The sequence below is a fragment of the Streptomyces sp. NPDC023541 genome, from assembly GCF_055559995.1.
The window spans coordinates 306,484-323,813 of the sequence record NZ_JBVHJO010000008.1 but is presented as its reverse complement, the minus strand read 5'-3'; the positions used below and the strand labels follow the sequence as shown (position 1 = coordinate 323,813).

Genomic DNA, 17,330 nt, shown 5'->3' with positions numbered 1-17,330 from the left:
CCCGCACCCGCGGCCGTTCGCCTTTCCCGGCCTCCGGCCACCCGGCCCTACGCGATCACACCGTCCCGGCGCAGTTCCGAGATCCGTGCGCCCGCCATCCCCAGGGCGTGCAAGAGGTCGTCGGTGTGCTCACCCAGCGCGGGCACCGCACCCATGTGCGGTGCCGCGCCGTCCGGCAGCCCGATCGGCGGCAGCAGGGCCCGCAGCGGACCCACCGGCGATCCCACCTCGCGCCACCGGTCCCGGGCCGCGAGCTGCGGATGCCCGGCCAGTTGGGCCACCGAGTTCAGCCGTGCGCAGGCGATGCCCGCGGCCTCCAGGCGTCCGATCGCCTCGTCCGCGTCCAGCCGGCCCAGCGCCTCCGCCACGACCGCGTCGGTCTTCTCCCTGTTCCCGGTGCGCGCCGTGTTCGTCGCGTACGCCGGATCCTCGGCCAACTCGGGTCGTAGCAGCACCTGTTGTGCAAGCCGCCGCCACTCGCGGTCGTTCTGCACCGACAGCAGCACCCGGTTCCCGTCCGCCGTCGTGTAGGCGTCGTACGGGGCGATCACCGCATGCGCCAGACCGGTGCGCACGGGCTGCTCCCCGCCGTGCATCGTGTGGTGCAGCGGATGCCCCATCCACTCGGCGAGCGCGTCCAGCATGGACACCTCCACCCTGCCCCCGCGCCCGGTGACTGCGCGGCGCAGCAGCGCGGCCAGTACCCCCGAGAAGGCGTACATGGCCGCCGCGATGTCGGCCGCCGGGATCCCCGCCTTGACGGGCTGCTCCGGGGTGCCCGTCACCGACACCAGCCCCGCCTCGCACTGCACGAGCATGTCGTAGGCCCGCTTGTGGGCGTACGGGCCCTCCGCGCCGTAGCCCGACACGTCCACGGCGACCAGTCGCGGGTAGCGGGCGCACAGCGCGGCCGAGTCGAGTCCGAGGCGGGCGGCGGCCCCCTGCGCGAGGTTCTGCACGAACACGTCCGCGCCGGCCAGCAGGCCGTGCAGCACCTCACGGCCGCGCGGGTCCTTCAGGTCGAGCGCGATCGACTCCTTTCCCCGGTTGGCCCACACGAAATGCGAGGCGAGGCCGTGCGCGGCGGTGTCGTAGCCGCGGGCGAAGTCGCCGCCGTCCGGACGCTCGACCTTGATCACCCTGGCGCCGAGGTCGGCGAGCTGGCGGGTGGCGAAGGGGGCCGAGACGGCCTGTTCGACGGCGACGACGGTGATGCCGTCCAGGGGCAGCGGTTCGGTGGTCATGAGGCCCTGCCTACCGGGTCGGGCGGGGGTCTGTCACCACTCGGAGGGCGATATGCGCCGTTGATCGCCTATGAGGACCCGCGTCAGGCTCCGCCGCGCCCGAACCTCCGCGTGGCCGGCGGCACGAACACCACGAGGAGCACCACCGACCACAGCAGCGCCCCGGCCACCGGATGGGCGACGGGCCAGGCGGCGCCCGGCCCGGCCTGCGCCCCGGCGTTCCCGCACAGTTCGCGCACGGCGGTGGCGACGGAGCTGATCGGGTTCCACTCGGCGGCCGTGCGCAGCCATCCGGGCAGGCCCGCCGTCGGCAGGTAGGCGCTGGACAGCATCGGCAGGACGAAGGTGGCGCCGCCCAGCTGCCCTGCCGCCTCCTCGCTGCGGCTGAGCAGACCGAGGTACGTGCCCACCCAGGCGGTGGCGAAGCGGAACAGCAGCAGCACGCCCAGGGCGCCGAGCGCGCCGGGCAGGCCGTTCTCGATCCGCCAGCCCATCGCCACTCCCACCAGCATCAGCGGCACCATCGACACGCCGGTGGTGAGCAGGTCGGCGGCGGTCTGCCCGAGCGGGACGGCGGTCCGGCTCATCGGCAGGGTGCGGAAGCGGTCCGTCACCCCGCGGTGGGCGTCCTGCGCGGCCGTGAACATGCCGGCCATCAGGCCGTTCGCGGCCGTGGCGGCGAGCAGGCCCGGTACCAGGAACTCCCGGTACTCGGCGCCGGGCATGGCGAGCGCGCTGCCGAAGACGTAGCCGAAGAAGAGCAGCATCGTGATCGGCATGGTCTGGGTGAGGATCAGGAGCGCCGGTGCGTGGCGGGTCTTCTGGAGCTGGCGGGTGAGGACGGCGGCGCCGTCGTACAGCAGGGTGCTCATGCGGCGGACTCCTGTTCCGGGCGGGCGGTCCCGGCCCGCGTGACGCGGAGGAACACCTCGTCGAGGGTGGGCGGGCGCAGCCGCGCGTCGGTGACCGGGACGCCGGCGGTGTCGAGTTCGCGGATGATCCGCGGCAGGGTGATCCCGCCGTCGACGACGGTCACGCCGACCGTCAGCCGTTCCTCGTCGAGCACGGGCCGGGCACCGGTGAGCCGGTCGAGTACGGCGGCGGCGCCGGCGAGTTCCTCCCGCGCGGTGACGGCGACCTCGGCGCGGGACCCGATCAGGGCCTTGAGGCGGGCCGGGGTGCCGCCGGCGAGGACCCGGCCCTCGGAGACGACCACGACGTCGTCGGCCAGCCGGTCCGCCTCCTCCAGGTGCTGGGTGGTGAGCAGCACCGTGGTGCCGTCCTCGGCGAGGGCGCGGACCGCGGTCCAGACGTGCTCGCGGGCGGCCGGGTCCAGGCCGGTGGTGGGCTCGTCGAGGAAGAGCACCCGGGGGCGGGTGACGAGCCCGGCGGCCAGGTCCAGACGCCGCCGCATGCCGCCGGACCAGGTGGAGGCCACCCGGTCGGCGGCCTCGCCGAGCCCGAAGCGCTCCATCAGCCCGTCGGCGAGGGAGCGGGCCTGCGAGCCGCGCAGTCCGGCGAGCCGCGCGAACAGCCGCAGGTTCTCCCGGCCCGTCAGGTCCCCGTCCACGGAGGCGTACTGGCCGGTCACGCCGATGGCCCGGCGGACCGCCGCCGGGTCGCGGGTGACGTCGTGGCCGGCGACGAGGGCGCGGCCGGCGGTGGGCTCGGTGAGGGTGGTCAGGATCCGGACGGCGGTGGTCTTGCCCGCACCGTTGGGGCCGAGGAGTCCGCAGACCGAGCCCTCGGGAACGGCGAGGTCGAGCCCGCGCAGGGCATGGATCCGGCCGTAGGTCTTCTCCAGACCCTCACTAAGTACGGCGTACGTAGTAGTCATGCGCGCCACCGTACCCCATTACGTACGGCGTACGTAACTAAGATGGTGTCGAGACGACGAGGTGATCTGAGCGATGACAGCCGGCGGGCGACCCGCTGAACCCGAAGTGATCTGGTCCCGCCCCCAGCGGGCCGGCCGCGGCCCCAGGCCGGCGCACAGCCGCGAGTCGATCGCGGCCGAGGCGGTGCGGATCGCCGATGCCGAGGGGATCGAGGCCGTGTCCATGCGGCGCGTCGCCGCCGGGATCGGCGCGGGGACCATGTCCCTCTACAACTACGTGCCGCGCAAGGAGGAGCTCTACGAGCTGATGGTCGACGCGGTCAGCGGGGAGTACGAGTTCACCGCGCCGACCGGCGACTGGCGGGCCGACCTGCTGGCCCTCGCCCGCCAGACACGGGCGCTGATGCACCGCCACCCGTGGCTGCCGCGCCTGCTGAGCCCCGTGTACGGCTTCAGCCCGAACGCCCTGCGCTACCTGGAGCACAGCCTGGAGTGCCTGGCGCCGCTGGACGTGCCCGACGCCGAGAAGCTGGAACTCGTGGCCGCCGTCAACGGCACCGTCGCCACGTACGTGGCCGGGGAGCTGGCCCTGGCCGAGCGGGCCCGCGCGCTGCCCTGGAGCGAGGACGAGGAGCAGGGCGTACGGACGGCCTGGCTCGGCTCCCGCCTCGCCTCGGGCGAGTACCCGCGGCTGGCGGCGGCCGTCTCGGGTACCGGCCCGGTCCCCGGCGCGGGCCTGGACATGGCCGCGGTCTTCGACCGCTCGGTGTCCCGGCTGCTGGGCGCCTGGGGGGCGTAGGGGGTGTCCGGCCGGGGCCGGCGGCCGGGGCCGGGGCCGGCGGCCCGGCGTCCGGCCGGTCAGAGCAGGGCGAACTGGCCGCCCGGGCCCTCCTCCTGGTGGTCCAGAACCGAAGCGGGGCGCCGGCTCCACGCCGGCGGCGGCAGCACCCCGGCCGCCCGCAGCTCCGCGGCCGACAGGCTCGGGCCGGGCTCGAACGCGGCCCGCTCCGGGGCCAGTTCGGCCAGCAGGGCCAGCGTGGTCACCAGCGCGAGCAGCTCCGAGGTCCAGCTCTGCGGCCACTCGGCGGGGCCCAGCGCCGCCAGGCCGTCCGCCTCCGGACCGCGGTGCGCCGTACGCGCGGCGAACCAGCTCTCCAGCACGCGCACGCCCTGCACCTCGTACTCCCACGCCCCGGCCGGCACCGGGGAGACCGTTCCGCTCCCCAGCGCCAGCGTCTCGGTCTCCGCGTCGTACGTGACCCCGCCCGGCCACCCCCCGACCGCGGAGCGGACGTACGGGCGGCGCCCGCCGGGCAGCCGCGGCGCCTCCCCGCCGCGCGCCCCGCGCAGCTGGACGGTGAGCAACCGGTGCCCCAGCTCCAGCCCGGCCCGCCAGCGCCCTGAATCGGCGGCGAGCGGGACCTCGTACCCCCGCGGCCCGGGCCGGGCGGCCGCCAGGATCCAGCACAGGACGTCCTGCGGGGTCACCCGGCCGCCGTGGCGCTCGCCCATCAGCGGCAGCAGACCGGGGGCGAGATTCGGCTCGCCGCCGCCCGGGCGTCGGTGCAGGGGGCGGATCCGGCCGAGCCGGCCGGCCGGGAGGTGCGCGGTGACCAGCGGCTCCGGGGACTCCACGAGGAACAGCTGGTGCTCGTCGAGGACCCGCCACAGCTCCGGGCGGGCGGTGTCGATCAGCCGCTGGTCGGGCAGGAGCCACTGCTCGTCGAAGGGCTCGCGCAGTACCCGTACCGGGTCGGGGCAGGGGCCGGGAGCGTCGGCGAAACGTGCCGTCCCCGCCGAGCGCTGCCCGGGCAGGGCGGCCGCCGGGGCGGTGGGTGTGCGGCTGCGGCTCGGGCGGAACAGCCGGTCCCGCTCGGCCCCTTCGGCGCCGGCCAGGACGGACCAGCGGGTGCGCAGGGCCGCCGGATCGGGCGCGGCCACCCAGTCCCGGCCCAGGCGCAGGCCGCCCACGGCCCAGGGCATCAGATCGTCCAGCAGCGGGTCCGGCTGCGGTGTGTCAGCGCTCACGCCGCCGATGGTAGCGACGGGCTCCGATGCCCGGGCTGCGCCCAGGCCGAAGAGCTACGCTGCTTATATATGGATACGTACGGTATCGACCGAGGAGACGGTCATGAGCCAGTACGACGAATACTCGACTCCGTCCCAGGCCGAGGGCGAACGCCTCGACGAGGACATGGACGAGACCCAGCGCAAGCAGCTCCACCCGCAGACGACGCGGACCACGCCCTCCCAGGCCGAGGGCGAGCGGACCGGCGACGACGAGAAGAAGTGAAACGACGGGGTGACGCGGCCGGCCGGCGCGGGCAGTACGGCGGTCAGCGGGGTCGGTGCGGTCAGCGGTCAGCGGTCAGTGCGCGTCGACCGTCACCGTGAAGGAGAACCGGTCGCCCCGGTAGCGGATCCGCGCCACGTCCACCACCCGGCCGTCCTCGTCGTAGGTCACGCCCGTGTAGTGCAGGATCGGGCTGAGCAGCGGGACCTGGAGCAGTTCGGCCGTCTCCGGGTCCGCGAGCCGGGCCTCCACGGTGTCCGTGATCCGGCTGATGCGCACCCCCACGACGTCCCGCAGCACCTTCGTCATCGGCCAGCGCTCCAGGTCGGCGAGGTCGACGGCCTCGGCGAACTCCGGCAGGACCGCGTTCTCCGCCCAGTTGGTCGGCTCGCCGCTCTCGCGGTCGCGCCGCAGACGCCGGTACGTGACCACCTCGGGCGTGCCGGGGAAGTGCTCCAGCAGCTCCCCGGCCACGGGAGTGCGCCCGTGGCCGAGGACGGTCGTGCTGTCGCCCGACTGCTGGGCCACGATCGCGTCGACCGAGCCCAGCAGCCGGACCGGGGTGCTGCGCAGCGCGCCCGGCTCGATGAAGGTGCCGCGCCGCCGGTGCCGGCTGATCAGGCCCTCGCCCTCCAGCTCCTTGAGTGCCTGCCGCATGGTCAGCACGCTCACCCCGTAGTGCTCGGCGAGCTGCTCCTCGGTGGGCAGGCGCAGCGAGGCGTCCGGGGTCCGCCCCAGTATCGAGGCGCGCAGTGACTGCGAGACCTGATACCAGAGCGGCAGCTTCCGGTTCAGTACCAGCGAGTCGGGGGCGAAGGCGGTCACGGGTGGATCTCCGAACGGCTGGACGGTGCTGACGTGCGGCGCATGCAGGGTATGCAGTGCGGGTCAGGCGCGGAAGTGGCGCTGCAGACCCTGCCACACGTCGTCGTAACCACGCTGGAGGTGGTCCGCGCCGGCCGCCTGGGCGGTCGCGGTGATCGGCCAGCGGGTCTCGAACATGAAGGCCAGACCGTCGTCGATCTTCTGCGGCTTCAGGTCGGCGGCGCTGGCCTTGTCGAAGGTCTCGTGGTCGGGGCCGTGCGCGGACATCATGTTGTGGAGCGAGCCGCCGCCGGGGACGAAGCCCTCCGCCTTCGCGTCGTAGGCGCCCTCGATGAGGCCCATGTACTCGCTCATCACGTTGCGGTGGAAGTACGGCGGACGGAAGGTGTCCTCGCCGACCAGCCAGCGCGGCGCGAAGACCACGAAGTCCACACCCGCCAGCCCCGGGGTGTCCGAGGGCGAGGTCAGGACGGTGAAGATCGACGGGTCCGGGTGGTCGTAGCTGATCGTGCCCAGGACGTTGAAGCGGCGCAGGTCGTAGACGTACGGGACGTGCGTGCCGTACCAGGCGACCACGTCGAGCGGCGAGTGGCCGTAGGTGGCCGACCAGAGGTTGCCGCAGAACTTGTTGATCACTTCGGTGGGGCGCTCGACGTCCTCGTAGGCGGCCACCGGGGCGCGGAAGTCCCGGGCCGCGGCGAGGCCGTTGGCGCCGATCGGGCCCAGGTCGGGCAGGACGAAGGGCTGGCCGTAGTTCTCGCAGACGTAGCCGCGGGCGTCGGCGTCCAGCAGCTCGACGCGGAAGCGGACGCCGCGCGGAACGAGCGCCACCTCGCCCGGACGGGCGGTGAGCAGGCCCAGCTCGGTGCGCAGGAGCAGGCCGCCGCGCTCGGGGACGATCAGCAGCTCGCCGTCGGAGTCGCTGAACACCCTGTCGGTCATGGACGCGTTGGCGGCGTAGAGGTGGACGGCCATGCCGGTGCGCTGGGTCGCGTCGCCGTTGCCGCCGAGGGTCCACAGGCCGGCGAGGAAGTCGGTGCCGGGGGCCGGATCGGGCAGCGGGTTCCAGCGCAGCCGGTTGGGGTCCGCGGGCGCCTCGGTGAAGGGCGCGCTGCGCAGGGTTCCGTTGTCGATCCGGGTGAAGGGCGGGTGCGCGGCCGAGGGGCGGATCCGGTAGAGCCAGGAGCGGCGGTTGTGGCTGCGGGGTTCGGTGAAGGCGCTGCCGCTGAGCTGCTCGGCGTAAAGACCGAGGGGTGCGCGCTGGGGCGAGTTCCGGCCGAGCGGCAGGGCGCCGGGGACGGCCTCGGAGCTGTGTTCGTTGCCGAAGCCGGTGAGGTATTCCAGTGCCTCGGCCGTCTTCCTGGCCTGCTCGCTGCCGGCGTGCGCGCTGTCGGCCTGCTCGCTCATGTGCTGCTCCCGCTCCGTCGAAGGAATCCTATGGTCGACAGTAGGATTCCGCGGCCCGCGCGTCAACGGCGTCCTTCGGGCGTCCGGGGGTGGCGCGGCGGCGGAAGGCCCGGGTGGAGAGGGAGGAAACGGCGGGATCCGGGAGGAAGGGGCGTGGGGCGGCCGGGAGGGGATGCGGATTCGCTCCCGGGGGGCTCACAAAAGATGAACATTGCTCTACTCTCACGCGCATGTCGTGGACCCGCAGGTTCCCTGCCGTGCCGGCGGCGCTCCTGGCCGCCCTCCTCGCCCTCCTGTCACTCTTCGCCGCCGCGCCCGAGGCCCGCGCACACGAAGAGCGCCCGGTCACCTTCCCGGACGGCTCCGGATCCGTCCCGGAGTACCGCAAGGCCGACCCCGACCTCATCGTCTGCAAGACGGACCGGCCGGCCTTCGAACGCCGGATATCCGCCTTCCCCGAGGAGCTCAGGACCCGCAACCTCGCCCTGTACGAGCGGTGCGAGAAGAGCGGGTTCCGCCACATCCAGGAAGCCGTCGACGCCGTCGACCGCCCCGGGATGAACATCGCGATCCTCCCGGGCCTCTACGAGGAGGAGCCCTCGCTGCCCACACCGACGGGGGAGTGCGCCGCGCTCGAGGCACCCGACTCCGCACTCGGCTACCAGATCCTGTCGTACGAGCAGCAGGCGCAGTGCCGGCACAACCAGAACCTCGTCGCCGTCCTCGGCAAGAAGGACCTGCAGATCGAGGGCACCGGTGCGTCCCGGCTCGACGTGGTGATCGACGCCAAGTACCAGAAGCTGAACGCCATCCGCGCCGACAAGTCCGACGGCGTCTACTTCCGCAACTTCACCGCCCAGCGCACCACCTTCAACTCGCTGTACGTCCTCGCCGCCGACGGCTTCGTCATCGACGACGTGCTGACCCGCTGGAACGACGAGTACGGCTTCCTGACCTTCGCCAGCGACCACGGGCTCTACAAGAACTGCGAGTCCTACGGGAACGGCGACTCGGGCATCTACCCCGGCAGCGCGTCCGACATCAACGACGGCCGCGGCTACGACGTCCCCCGCTACTCCATCGAGATCACCGGCTGCCGCAGCCACCACAACATGGTGGGCTACTCAGGCACCGCCGGCGACTCGGTGTGGGTGCACGACAACGAGTTCGACCACAACATGGGTGGCGCTTCGATGGACAGCGCCTTCCCCGGACACCCCGGACTCCCGCAGAACCACGCCAAGTTCCAGCGGAACCTGATCCACGACAACAACCAGGACTACTACCGCCACGTCGCCGACGGAACCTGCGCCAAGCCTCCGATCGAGCGGGGCTACGAGCGCGGCGTCGTCTGCCCGCAGATCTCCATGCCACCGGGCACCGGCATCATCACCGCGGGCGGCAACTGGAACCTCTACGAGGACAACTGGGTCTACGGGCACGAGCGCGCCGGCTTCTTCCTCAGTGCCGTCCCCGCCTTCATCCGCGGCGAGGACGCATGGTCGAAGCAGACCGACACCTCCCACCACAACCGGTACGCCGGCAACGTGCTCGGCAAGGACAGGTCCGGCGCCTCCCGCCCCAACGGCATGGACGTGTGGTGGGACGGCCAGGGCAGCGGCAACTGCTGGCAGGACGGCCCCGACGGCTCCACCCCGGGCGCGGTCCCGCGGTGCGGCGAACGACGGGGCGCCGTCTCGGGTGCGTCGGCCCGCCTGGTCGGCGAGCCGGTCAAGCTGGTCCAGCTCCTCGTCTGCGCCGACTACAACGTCCAGGCGCGCAAACTCCCGGCCGGCTGCGACTGGTACGGCGCGCGCGGACCGGAACGGGTCGAGACCCAGCTCGCCCTGGCCGTGGCCGCCGTGCTGCTCCTGGTCGGCGGCGTCCTGTGGTGGCGCCGCCTGCGCGGCTCCCGCCTGGGCACGGCCGCCACACTGGTAGGGCTGGCGGGCCTGGCCCTGGACGTGGCCGGCTCCACCATGCCCCTGACCGCCACCTTCGTCCCGGCGCTCGCCCTGCTGATGCTCGGCCTGTGGTGGGCGGGCGCCGGCCTGGTGCTGCGCCCCACCCGCCCCTGGCTGGCTCGCCTGACCCTGCTGCTGGCCGGACTCACCCTGCTGGACGCCTTCGACAAGGCCGTCCTCATGATCCCGTGGACCCCCCTGAGCCCCGCCTGGGTGCGGTCCCTGGTGGCCGTGGTCTGGATCCTGTGGGCAGTCGTGGCCTCGGCCCGCCCGGCCGCCACCCCCCGTCCGGCCGCCACCCCCCGTCCGGCCGCGGCCCCCAGCTCGGGCGCGGCCCCCAGCTCGGGCGCGACCTCCGGCTCGGGCCCGACCTCCGGCCCGGCCGCCACCCCCTGCCCGGACGCGGCCCCCAGCTCGGGCGCGACCTCTGGCCCGGATGCTGCCCGCGGCCCGGATGCTGCCCGCGGCCCGAATGCCGCCCGCGGCTCGGACGTGGCCACCGGCCCGGACGCCGCCACCCGCGAGGCCGCCACCCGCGAGGGGGACGACCCGCCCGTTCCGCCCGTCCCGGCCGACAGGGCTCCGGACCCGCAGGCGCCCAAGGCCACCGGAGGGCAGACGTGACCGACCGGCCCCACCACCGGACCCCGTGCGACGTCTGCGGTACGCCGCCCCGCGCGGCCCGCGGGGCGGCGTACCGCCGAACCGCCCGCCGCGCGGCCCTGCTCACCCTCGCCCTGCTCCTCGCGGGCGGCGCGGCGACGGGCTGCGGCGGGCAGGCCACCACCCACCACAAGCCCGGCACCAGCCACGAGCAGGCCTCCGGCAGCGTCGGCACCCTGCTCCCCGCCGCCGACGCGGCCGGCCACAAACTCCGCGAGGTCCCGGCCGAGGGCGCCCCGGAAGTCCAGCTGGCCGTCCGCCCGGACTCCGAGGACGGATGGAACCTCCAACTGAGCGTGAAGAACTTCCGCTTCACACCCGACAGCACCGGCGGCGCCGCCCTCCCGGGCGCCGGCCACGCCCACCTGGAACTCGACGGACGCAAGGTCGCCCGGCTGTACGGCCCCTGGTTCCACCTGCCCGCAGCGCAGGTCCCCGAAGGCGCGCACACCCTGACCGTCCGCCTCTACGGGGACGACCACACCGCCTGGGCGGTGTCCGGCAAGGCCGTCGAGGGCACGTCACAGCTCACCGCCCCCGCACCGGGCCGGTCCGGAGGCCACAGCCACGGCGGCTCCCCGCCCACGCAGTCACCGACGCCGGGCCAGGCGCAGGCGGACCGCACGGTCACCATCACGGTCCGGGACGGCAAGGTCAGCCCCGCCCCGGCCCGCACCGAGCTGCGGCGCGGCGAACGCGTCGCCCTGCGCGTCACCAGCGACCGCGCGGACACCCTGCACGTCCACGGTTACGACAAGGAACTCGCCCTGCCCGCAGACCAGGAGGCCATCCTGATCCTGACAGCCGACCGCACGGGCCTCTTCGAGGTCGAGACCCACGAGTCCGACCTCGTCCTGACCCAACTCCTCGTCCGATGACCGCCCGCCACCCCCGTCCCGGCCCCGCCGACTCCGCCGAGCCCGCCGAGCCCCCTGTCCCCACGCCGGCCCCCCTGCTGCTGCAGCTGCGGCTACGGGTGCCGGCCGGGATACCGCCCATCGCCGAGCGCGCGGCGTCGGGGCGCCGGGCCGGGCTCCGGCCCCCACGGCGGTCCGCGCGCCCCGTCGTCGGGCCGTCCGGGCACGGCGGGCACGGCCGGCCCGCCGACGGCGGCATGCGGCGGCCGGCGGTCCGATGGTGAGCGCGGGCCCGCTCGGGCCGGGGACCTCCCCGGCGACCGGCCACGGCCAGGGCGTGGTCCTACACCCGGCCGAACCGCTCACCGCGCTCGCGCACGGCATCGGCTCCCAGCACGATCTGCCGATCTCTCCCTTCTACGCCTTCGCCGGGGCCTTCGCCGCGTTGTTCGTCTCCTTCCTCGCGCTCGGCCTGCTCTGGTCCACATCCCGCTTCCGCGGAGAGCACTCGGGCCTCGCCCTGCCCGGCGCCCTCCAGCGGGTGGCCGACGCGCCGGCCACCCGAACCACCCTGCGCGGGCTGGGACTCGCCGCCGCGCTCTTCGTCCTGCTCCACCTCCTCCTCGGTCCCGACGACCCCGCGCGCAACCCCGCTCCCGGAGCCGTCTACGTCCTCCTCTGGGTCGGACTCGTGCCCGCCTCCCTCCTCCTCGGCCCCGTCTGGCGCCTGCTCAACCCGCTGCGCGCCCTGCACCGCCTGCTCTCCAGGGCCCTGCGCCGCCCCGGTACCGGCCACCACCCCCTCCCCGCCCGGCTCGGGCTGTGGCCCGCTGCCGCCGGGCTCTTCGCCTTCACCTGGCTCGAACTCGTCGCACCTGATCCCGCATCCACCACCACCCTCCTGATCGCACTCGCCACCTACACCACCGCCCACATGCTGCTCGCCGCCCGCTACGGCGAGAGCTGGTTCACCGACGGCGACGCCTTCGAGGCGTACTCCGCCCTCCTCGCCCGCCTCTCCCCCCTCGGCCGCCGCGGTGACGGCCGCCTCGCCCTGCGCAACCCCTTCCACGGACTCGACGCGACGCCCGAGCGGCCCGGACTCGTCGCCACCGTCTGCGTCCTGCTCGGATCCACCGCATACGACGGCTTTTCCGACAACCCCTCCTGGATCAACACCCTTCAGACCTCCCCCCTCGGCCGCACCCCTACGGCCACACTCGGACTGCTCGGCTCCATCGCCCTCGTCGCCGCCCTCTACTGCTCGTGCGCCGCGGCCACCCGCCTCGTCAGCGGCCCGCACCCCGGCCCGCTGACCGCCTTCGCGCACTCACTCGTGCCGATCGCCCTCGGCTATCTCATCGCCCACTACTTCTCCCTCCTGGTAGTCGAAGGACCACGCACAGTAAGCATGGCACTCGGCACTGACAACGCCCCAGAACCCGCTCCACCGCTGGGCTCCGGCGGCCTCGCCGCCCTTCAGGTCATCGCCGTCGTCACCGGCCACGTCCTCGGTGTGGTCGCCGCCCACGACCGTTCCGTACGCCTCTTCCCGCCCGCGAAAGCGGTGGCCGGACAGCTGCCGCTGCTCACGCTGATGATCACCTACACGATCGGGGGCCTCAGCCTCCTGCTGAACTGAGGCCCCCGCCCGCCCCGGAAGCGAGGAGCGGCATGATGGACCCCGTGCCTCCCGCCCACTCCCTGCGCCGTGCGCCGATCCAGCAGCGCAGCGCCGACCGCCTCGCCCGGATCCTCGACGCCTGCGCCGAACTGCTCGACGAGACCGGGTACGAGAACCTCAGCACCCGCGCCGTCGCCCAGCGCGCCGGAGTGCCGATCGGCTCCGTCTACCGCTTCTTCGGCAACAAGCGGGCCATGGCCATCGCCCTCGCCCACCGCAACCTGGACCGTTACGCCGAAGGCATCGCGGACCGCCTCGCCGGCCTCCCCGCCACCCACTGGCGGCCGGTGGTGGACGCCGTACTGGACGAGTACCTGGCGATGAAGCGCGGCGTGCCCGGTTTCGCGCTCGTCGACTTCGGCGTGCCCGCGCCGCCGGCCGACGACCCCGAAGGCGACCCCAACCACCAGGTCGCCGCCCGGCTGACCGAACTGCTCTCCGCGCATCTCGGCCTGACCCCCGACGCCACGCTGGAGCGCGCGGTCCTCGTCGCCGTCGAGGCGACCGACGCGCTGATCCAACTGGCCTTCCGCACCGACCCGGCCGGGGACCCCGGCATCGTCGCCGAGACCCGCGCGATGATGCACGCGTACCTGGCCCGCGTACTCGACTGAGCCCGCGCTTCCGCACCCGCTCCCGGGCCCACCGCCTCCTTCCGGGCGCCGGCCCCCGCCTTCCCCGCGTGCCGCCGCCGCGCACGCCCTCGCCACCGTGCCTACCGGTCGGTATGCTCGGTGCTCCCCGCAAGCCCGTCCCGCCGCCTGCCGCCGCCCTGGAGGGCCCATGCCCCGCACCGCCCTGCGCATCTGCCCCTTCTGCGAGGCCACCTGCGGCCTCACCCTCACCATTGAAGGCACCACGGTCACGGGCGCCCGCGGAGACCGCGACGACGTCTTCAGCCGCGGCTTCATCTGCCCCAAGGGCGCCGCCTTCGGGCAGATCGACGCCGACCCCGACCGCCTGCGCACCCCCCTCGTCCGCCGTGACGGCCGGCTCCAAGAGGCCACCTGGGAGGAGGCCTACGACGCCATCGCCGCCGCCGTACCCGACCTGGTCCGGGAGTACGGGCCCCAGTCCGTCGGCGTGGTCCTCGGCAACCCGAACGTGCACACCATGGCCGGCGCCCTCTACCCGCCGCTCCTCCTCAAGGCCCTCGGCACCCGCAACCTCTTCACCGCCAGCACGCTCGACCAGATGCCCAAACACGTCTCCAGCGGATTCCTCTTCGGCGACCCCCTGGCCATCCCGGTCCCCGACCTCGACCGGACGGACTTCCTGCTGCTCCTGGGTGCCAACCCGGTCGAGTCCAACGGCTCCCTCTGCACGGCCCCCGACTTCCCCGGCCGGCTCAAAGCCCTGCGCGCCCGCGGCGGCACCCTCGTCGTCGTCGATCCGCGCCGCACCCGCACGGCCGCCCTCGCCGACCTGCACCTCGCACCGCGCCCCGGCAGTGACGTGCTCCTGCTCGCCGCCCTCGCGCACACCCTGCTCGCCGAGCGGCTCGCCGCCCCCGGCGGCCTGGAGGAACACGTCGAAGGACTCGGGGAACTCGGCGCCGCCCTCGCGAGTTTCACTCCTGAGGCCGTCGCACCCGCCTGCGACCTCACGGCCGACGAGATCCGCAGCCTCGCCCGCGAGCTCGCCGCCGCGCCCACCGCCGTCGTCTACGGGCGGATCGGCAGCTGCACCGTCGAGCACGGCACTCTCGCCAGCTGGCTCGTCGACGTACTGAACATCCTCACCGGCAACCTCGACCGGCCCGGCGGAGCCCTCTTCCCGCTCTCCGCCACGGACCGCACCCCCCGGCCGGCCGGTCCCGGCAAGGGCTTCACGGTGGGCCGCTGGCACAGCCGGGTCAGCGGCCACCCCGAGGCCAAGAGCGAACTGCCCATCGCGGCACTGGCCGAGGAGATCGAAACGCCGGGGGAGGGGCGGATCCGCACCCTGATCGCCATCGCCGCCAACCCCGTCCTCTCCGCACCCGACGGCGACCGCCTCGACCGGGCGCTGGCCGGCCTCGACTTCATGGTCTCGGTCGACCCGTACCTGAACGAGACCTCCCGTCACGCCCACGTCGTGCTGCCCCCGCCGCCGCCCGCGCAGAGCGCGCACTTCGACTTCGCGTTCAACGCCTTCGCCGTACGCAACCAGGCCCGCTACTCGCCGCCCGCCATCCCCTTGGAGGAGGGGCGGATGGACGAGTGCGAGATCCACGCGCGCCTGATCCTCGCCGTGTCAGGGCTGCACGGTGCCCCGCCGGAGGCCGTCGACGAGCGCGTCATCGTCGACACCCTCGCCCGGGCCGTCACCGACGCGCACTCGCCGCTGCACGGCGCCGACCCGGCCGCGCAGGCGCTCCGGTTGACGGGTGGCACCGGTCCGGAGCGGAGGTTGGACCTGATGCTGCGTCTGGGACCGTACGAGCTGGGCCTGGAGGACTTGCTGAAGGCGCCGCACGGCATCGACCTGGGCCCGCTGCGGCCCCGGCTCCCGCAGGTGCTGAGGACGCGCAGCGGCAGGATCGAGCTGCTCCCGGATCCGATCGCGGCCGAGCTCCCCGCGCTGCGGGCGACGCTCGCCGACCGTCCCGCCGCCCTGGTGCTCGTGGGCCGCCGCCACCTGCGGTCCAACAACAGCTGGTTGCACAACGTCCCGGCCCTCACCGGAGGTTCCAACCGGTGCACCCTCCACGTCCATCCGCAGGACGCGGCCCGGCTGGGTCTCACCGACGGGGGGCGGGCCAGGATCGCCGCCGACGGCGGAAGCCTGGAGGTCCCCGTCGAGGTGACCGACGCCGTCCGCACAGGAGTGGTCAGCCTCCCGCACGGCTGGGGCCACGACCGCGCCGGCGCCCGCCTCGGCGTGGCGTCCGCCGCGCCCGGAGCCAACGTCAACCAGCTCCTCGACGGCACCCGGCTCGACCGGCTCTCCGGCACTGCCGTGCTCAACGCCTTCCCCGTCGAGCTGACACCCTTGCCCTGAGCTGGGGTTTTGCTCGTATTGCTCACGCGTCGACGTCTTGTTGGCGAAAGGAGGCGGCACCTACCTTCCCCCCATGCTGACCTTCCTCGGCTTCGCCATGATCGCGACCTTCCTGGTCCTGATCATGATGAAGAAAATGTCGCCCATCGCGGCGCTCGTCCTCATCCCCGCACTGTTCTGCGTGTTCGCCGGAAAGGGCGCACACCTCGGCGACTACGTCATCGAAGGCGTCGGCAAGCTCGCACCGACCGCCGCCATGCTGATGTTCGCCATCGTCTACTTCGGCCTGATGATCGACGTCGGCCTCTTCGACCCGATCGTCCGGGGCATTCTGCGCTTCTGCAAGGCCGACCCGGTGCGCGTCGTGGTCGGCACGGCCGTCCTCGCCGCGATCGTCTCGCTCGACGGCGACGGATCGACCACCTTCATGATCACCGTCTCCGCCATGTACCCGCTCTACAAGCGGCTCGGCCTCAGCCTGGTGGTCATGACGGGCGTCGCGGCCACGGCCAACGGCGTGATGAACACCCTGCCCTGGGGCGGCCCCACGGCCCGCGCCGCGACCGCCCTCAAACTCGACGCCGCCGACATCTTCGTCCCGATGATCCCGGCCCTCGCGGTGGGTCTGCTCTTCGTGTTCGCCCTGGCGTACTTCCTCGGCCTGCGGGAACGCCGTCGCGTCGGAATGCTGACGCTGCCCGGCCGGACAGCCCCCGGGGACGTCGAGGACGTCGAAGAGGAGCTGGTCGGGGCCGCCGCCGGGAGCGGCGCCCAGTCGGTTTCCGCCGGTTCCGCCGGTTCCACCGCGGCGGGGGCGGCCGACGGGCCGGCGCCCGCTGCGCCCTCGACTTCCACCCCCACTCCTGCCGCGGGCCCCGGCGTCGCCCCCGAGGACGGGTTCCAGGGCCTCGACCCCCACCGGCCCACGCTGCGGCCCCGCCTCTACTGGTTCAACGCCGGCCTCACCGTCGCCCTCCTCGCCGCGATGATCACTGAGTTGCTGCCCATCCCGGTGCTGTTCCTGCTGGGCGCCGCCCTCGCCCTCACGGTCAACTTTCCGCACATGCCCGACCAGAGGGCCCGGATCGCCGCCCACGCCGACAACGTCCTCAACGTCGCCGGCATGGTCTTCGCCGCCGCCGTGTTCACCGGGGTCCTCACCGGTACGGGCATGGTCAAGCACATGGCCGACTGGCTGGTCGGCGCCATCCCCGAGGGCATGGGCCCGCACATGGCACTGGTGACCGGCCTGCTCAGCCTGCCGCTCACCTACTTCATGTCCAACGACGGCTTCTACTTCGGGGTCCTGCCCGTCCTGGCCGAGGCCGGCGCCGCCCACGGGGTCTCCCCGCTCGAGATCGCCCGCGCCTCACTCGTCGGCCAGGCGCTGCACATGTCGAGCCCGCTGGTTCCGGCCGTGTACGTCCTCGTGGGCATGGCCAGGGTCGAGTTCGGCGACCACACCCGCTTCACCGTGAAGTGGGCGGCCCTCACCTCGCTCGTCGTCCTCGCGGCAGGAATGCTTTTCGGCATCATCTGATTCCGACAGCCCCTGGCCGACAAAAACTACCGCC

At 73.6% G+C, this 17,330-nt stretch carries 14 protein-coding genes; 8 read left to right on the top strand and 6 right to left on the bottom strand.

Annotated elements, in window-relative coordinates; all coding sequences use genetic code 11:
* Nucleotides 1–47: 47 nt before the first annotated feature.
* From ACZ3X1_RS22250 to ACZ3X1_RS22240, 3 genes are all read right to left on the bottom strand, one after another.
* Nucleotides 48–1,244 carry a CaiB/BaiF CoA transferase family protein gene (locus ACZ3X1_RS22250; RefSeq protein ID WP_467280703.1) on the bottom strand — a complete coding sequence of 399 codons (1,197 nt, stop codon included), beginning with the start codon at nt 1,242–1,244 and terminating at the stop codon, nt 48–50.
* Between the two features lie 83 nt (nt 1,245–1,327).
* Nucleotides 1,328–2,116 carry an ABC transporter permease gene (locus ACZ3X1_RS22245; protein ID WP_467280702.1) on the bottom strand — a complete coding sequence of 263 codons (789 nt, stop codon included), beginning with the start codon at nt 2,114–2,116 and terminating at the stop codon, nt 1,328–1,330.
* Nucleotides 2,113–3,081 carry an ATP-binding cassette domain-containing protein gene (locus ACZ3X1_RS22240; RefSeq protein WP_467280701.1) on the bottom strand — a complete coding sequence of 323 codons (969 nt, stop codon included), beginning with the start codon at nt 3,079–3,081 and terminating at the stop codon, nt 2,113–2,115. Before ACZ3X1_RS22240 ends, ACZ3X1_RS22245 begins: the two co-directional genes overlap by 4 nt.
* A 73-nt stretch (nt 3,082–3,154) precedes the next feature.
* On the opposite strand from ACZ3X1_RS22240, the gene ACZ3X1_RS22235 reads away from it, so the two are divergent.
* Nucleotides 3,155–3,880: a TetR/AcrR family transcriptional regulator gene (locus ACZ3X1_RS22235; protein WP_356810829.1), complete on the top strand. Its 726-nt coding sequence runs from the start codon at nt 3,155–3,157 to the stop codon at nt 3,878–3,880.
* 59 nt (nt 3,881–3,939) lie between these two features.
* Here ACZ3X1_RS22235 and ACZ3X1_RS22230 read toward each other — a convergent pair whose 3' ends face one another.
* Entirely contained in the window at nt 3,940–5,109 is a 1,170-nt protein-coding gene (locus ACZ3X1_RS22230) for a type ISP restriction/modification enzyme (RefSeq protein ID WP_467280700.1), read from the bottom strand.
* A gap of 103 nt (nt 5,110–5,212) precedes the next feature.
* Here ACZ3X1_RS22230 and ACZ3X1_RS22225 point away from each other — a divergent pair, with 103 nt between their 5' ends.
* Nucleotides 5,213–5,374, top strand: a complete 162-nt coding sequence (locus tag ACZ3X1_RS22225) for a hypothetical protein (protein WP_356810830.1) — start codon at nt 5,213–5,215, stop codon at nt 5,372–5,374.
* A 75-nt stretch (nt 5,375–5,449) separates the two neighbouring features.
* Here ACZ3X1_RS22225 and ACZ3X1_RS22220 read toward each other — a convergent pair whose 3' ends face one another.
* Complete coding sequence (locus ACZ3X1_RS22220) at nt 5,450–6,199, bottom strand: GntR family transcriptional regulator (protein ID WP_030831725.1); 750 nt, start codon at nt 6,197–6,199, stop codon at nt 5,450–5,452.
* Between the two features lie 63 nt (nt 6,200–6,262).
* Nucleotides 6,263–7,606, bottom strand: a complete 1,344-nt coding sequence (hmgA, locus tag ACZ3X1_RS22215) for a homogentisate 1,2-dioxygenase (RefSeq protein ID WP_362625703.1) — start codon at nt 7,604–7,606, stop codon at nt 6,263–6,265.
* Between the two features lie 230 nt (nt 7,607–7,836).
* On the opposite strand from hmgA, the gene ACZ3X1_RS22210 reads away from it, so the two are divergent.
* The 6 genes from ACZ3X1_RS22210 to ACZ3X1_RS22185 all read left to right on the top strand — a co-directional run bounded on the left by ACZ3X1_RS22210 (nt 7,837) and on the right by ACZ3X1_RS22185 (nt 17,296).
* Complete coding sequence (locus ACZ3X1_RS22210) at nt 7,837–10,194, top strand: right-handed parallel beta-helix repeat-containing protein (RefSeq protein ID WP_467280699.1); 2,358 nt, start codon at nt 7,837–7,839, stop codon at nt 10,192–10,194.
* Between the two features lie 98 nt (nt 10,195–10,292).
* Nucleotides 10,293–11,111 (top strand): cupredoxin domain-containing protein, encoded by an 819-nt coding sequence (locus ACZ3X1_RS22205; RefSeq protein ID WP_467280744.1) that lies wholly within the window; start codon nt 10,293–10,295, stop codon nt 11,109–11,111.
* Nucleotides 11,112–11,367: 256 nt separating this feature from the next.
* Nucleotides 11,368–12,732 carry a hypothetical protein gene (locus tag ACZ3X1_RS22200; protein ID WP_467280698.1) on the top strand — a complete coding sequence of 455 codons (1,365 nt, stop codon included), beginning with the start codon at nt 11,368–11,370 and terminating at the stop codon, nt 12,730–12,732.
* A gap of 35 nt (nt 12,733–12,767) precedes the next feature.
* Nucleotides 12,768–13,388, top strand: a complete 621-nt coding sequence (locus ACZ3X1_RS22195; protein WP_356810908.1) for a TetR/AcrR family transcriptional regulator — start codon at nt 12,768–12,770, stop codon at nt 13,386–13,388.
* 169 nt (nt 13,389–13,557) lie between these two features.
* Complete coding sequence (locus tag ACZ3X1_RS22190) at nt 13,558–15,756, top strand: molybdopterin-dependent oxidoreductase (RefSeq protein WP_467280697.1); 2,199 nt, start codon at nt 13,558–13,560, stop codon at nt 15,754–15,756.
* A 73-nt stretch (nt 15,757–15,829) separates the two neighbouring features.
* Nucleotides 15,830–17,296, top strand: coding sequence for a CitMHS family transporter (locus ACZ3X1_RS22185; RefSeq protein WP_467280696.1), 1,467 nt, complete (start codon nt 15,830–15,832; stop codon nt 17,294–17,296).
* Nucleotides 17,297–17,330: the final 34 nt, after the last annotated feature.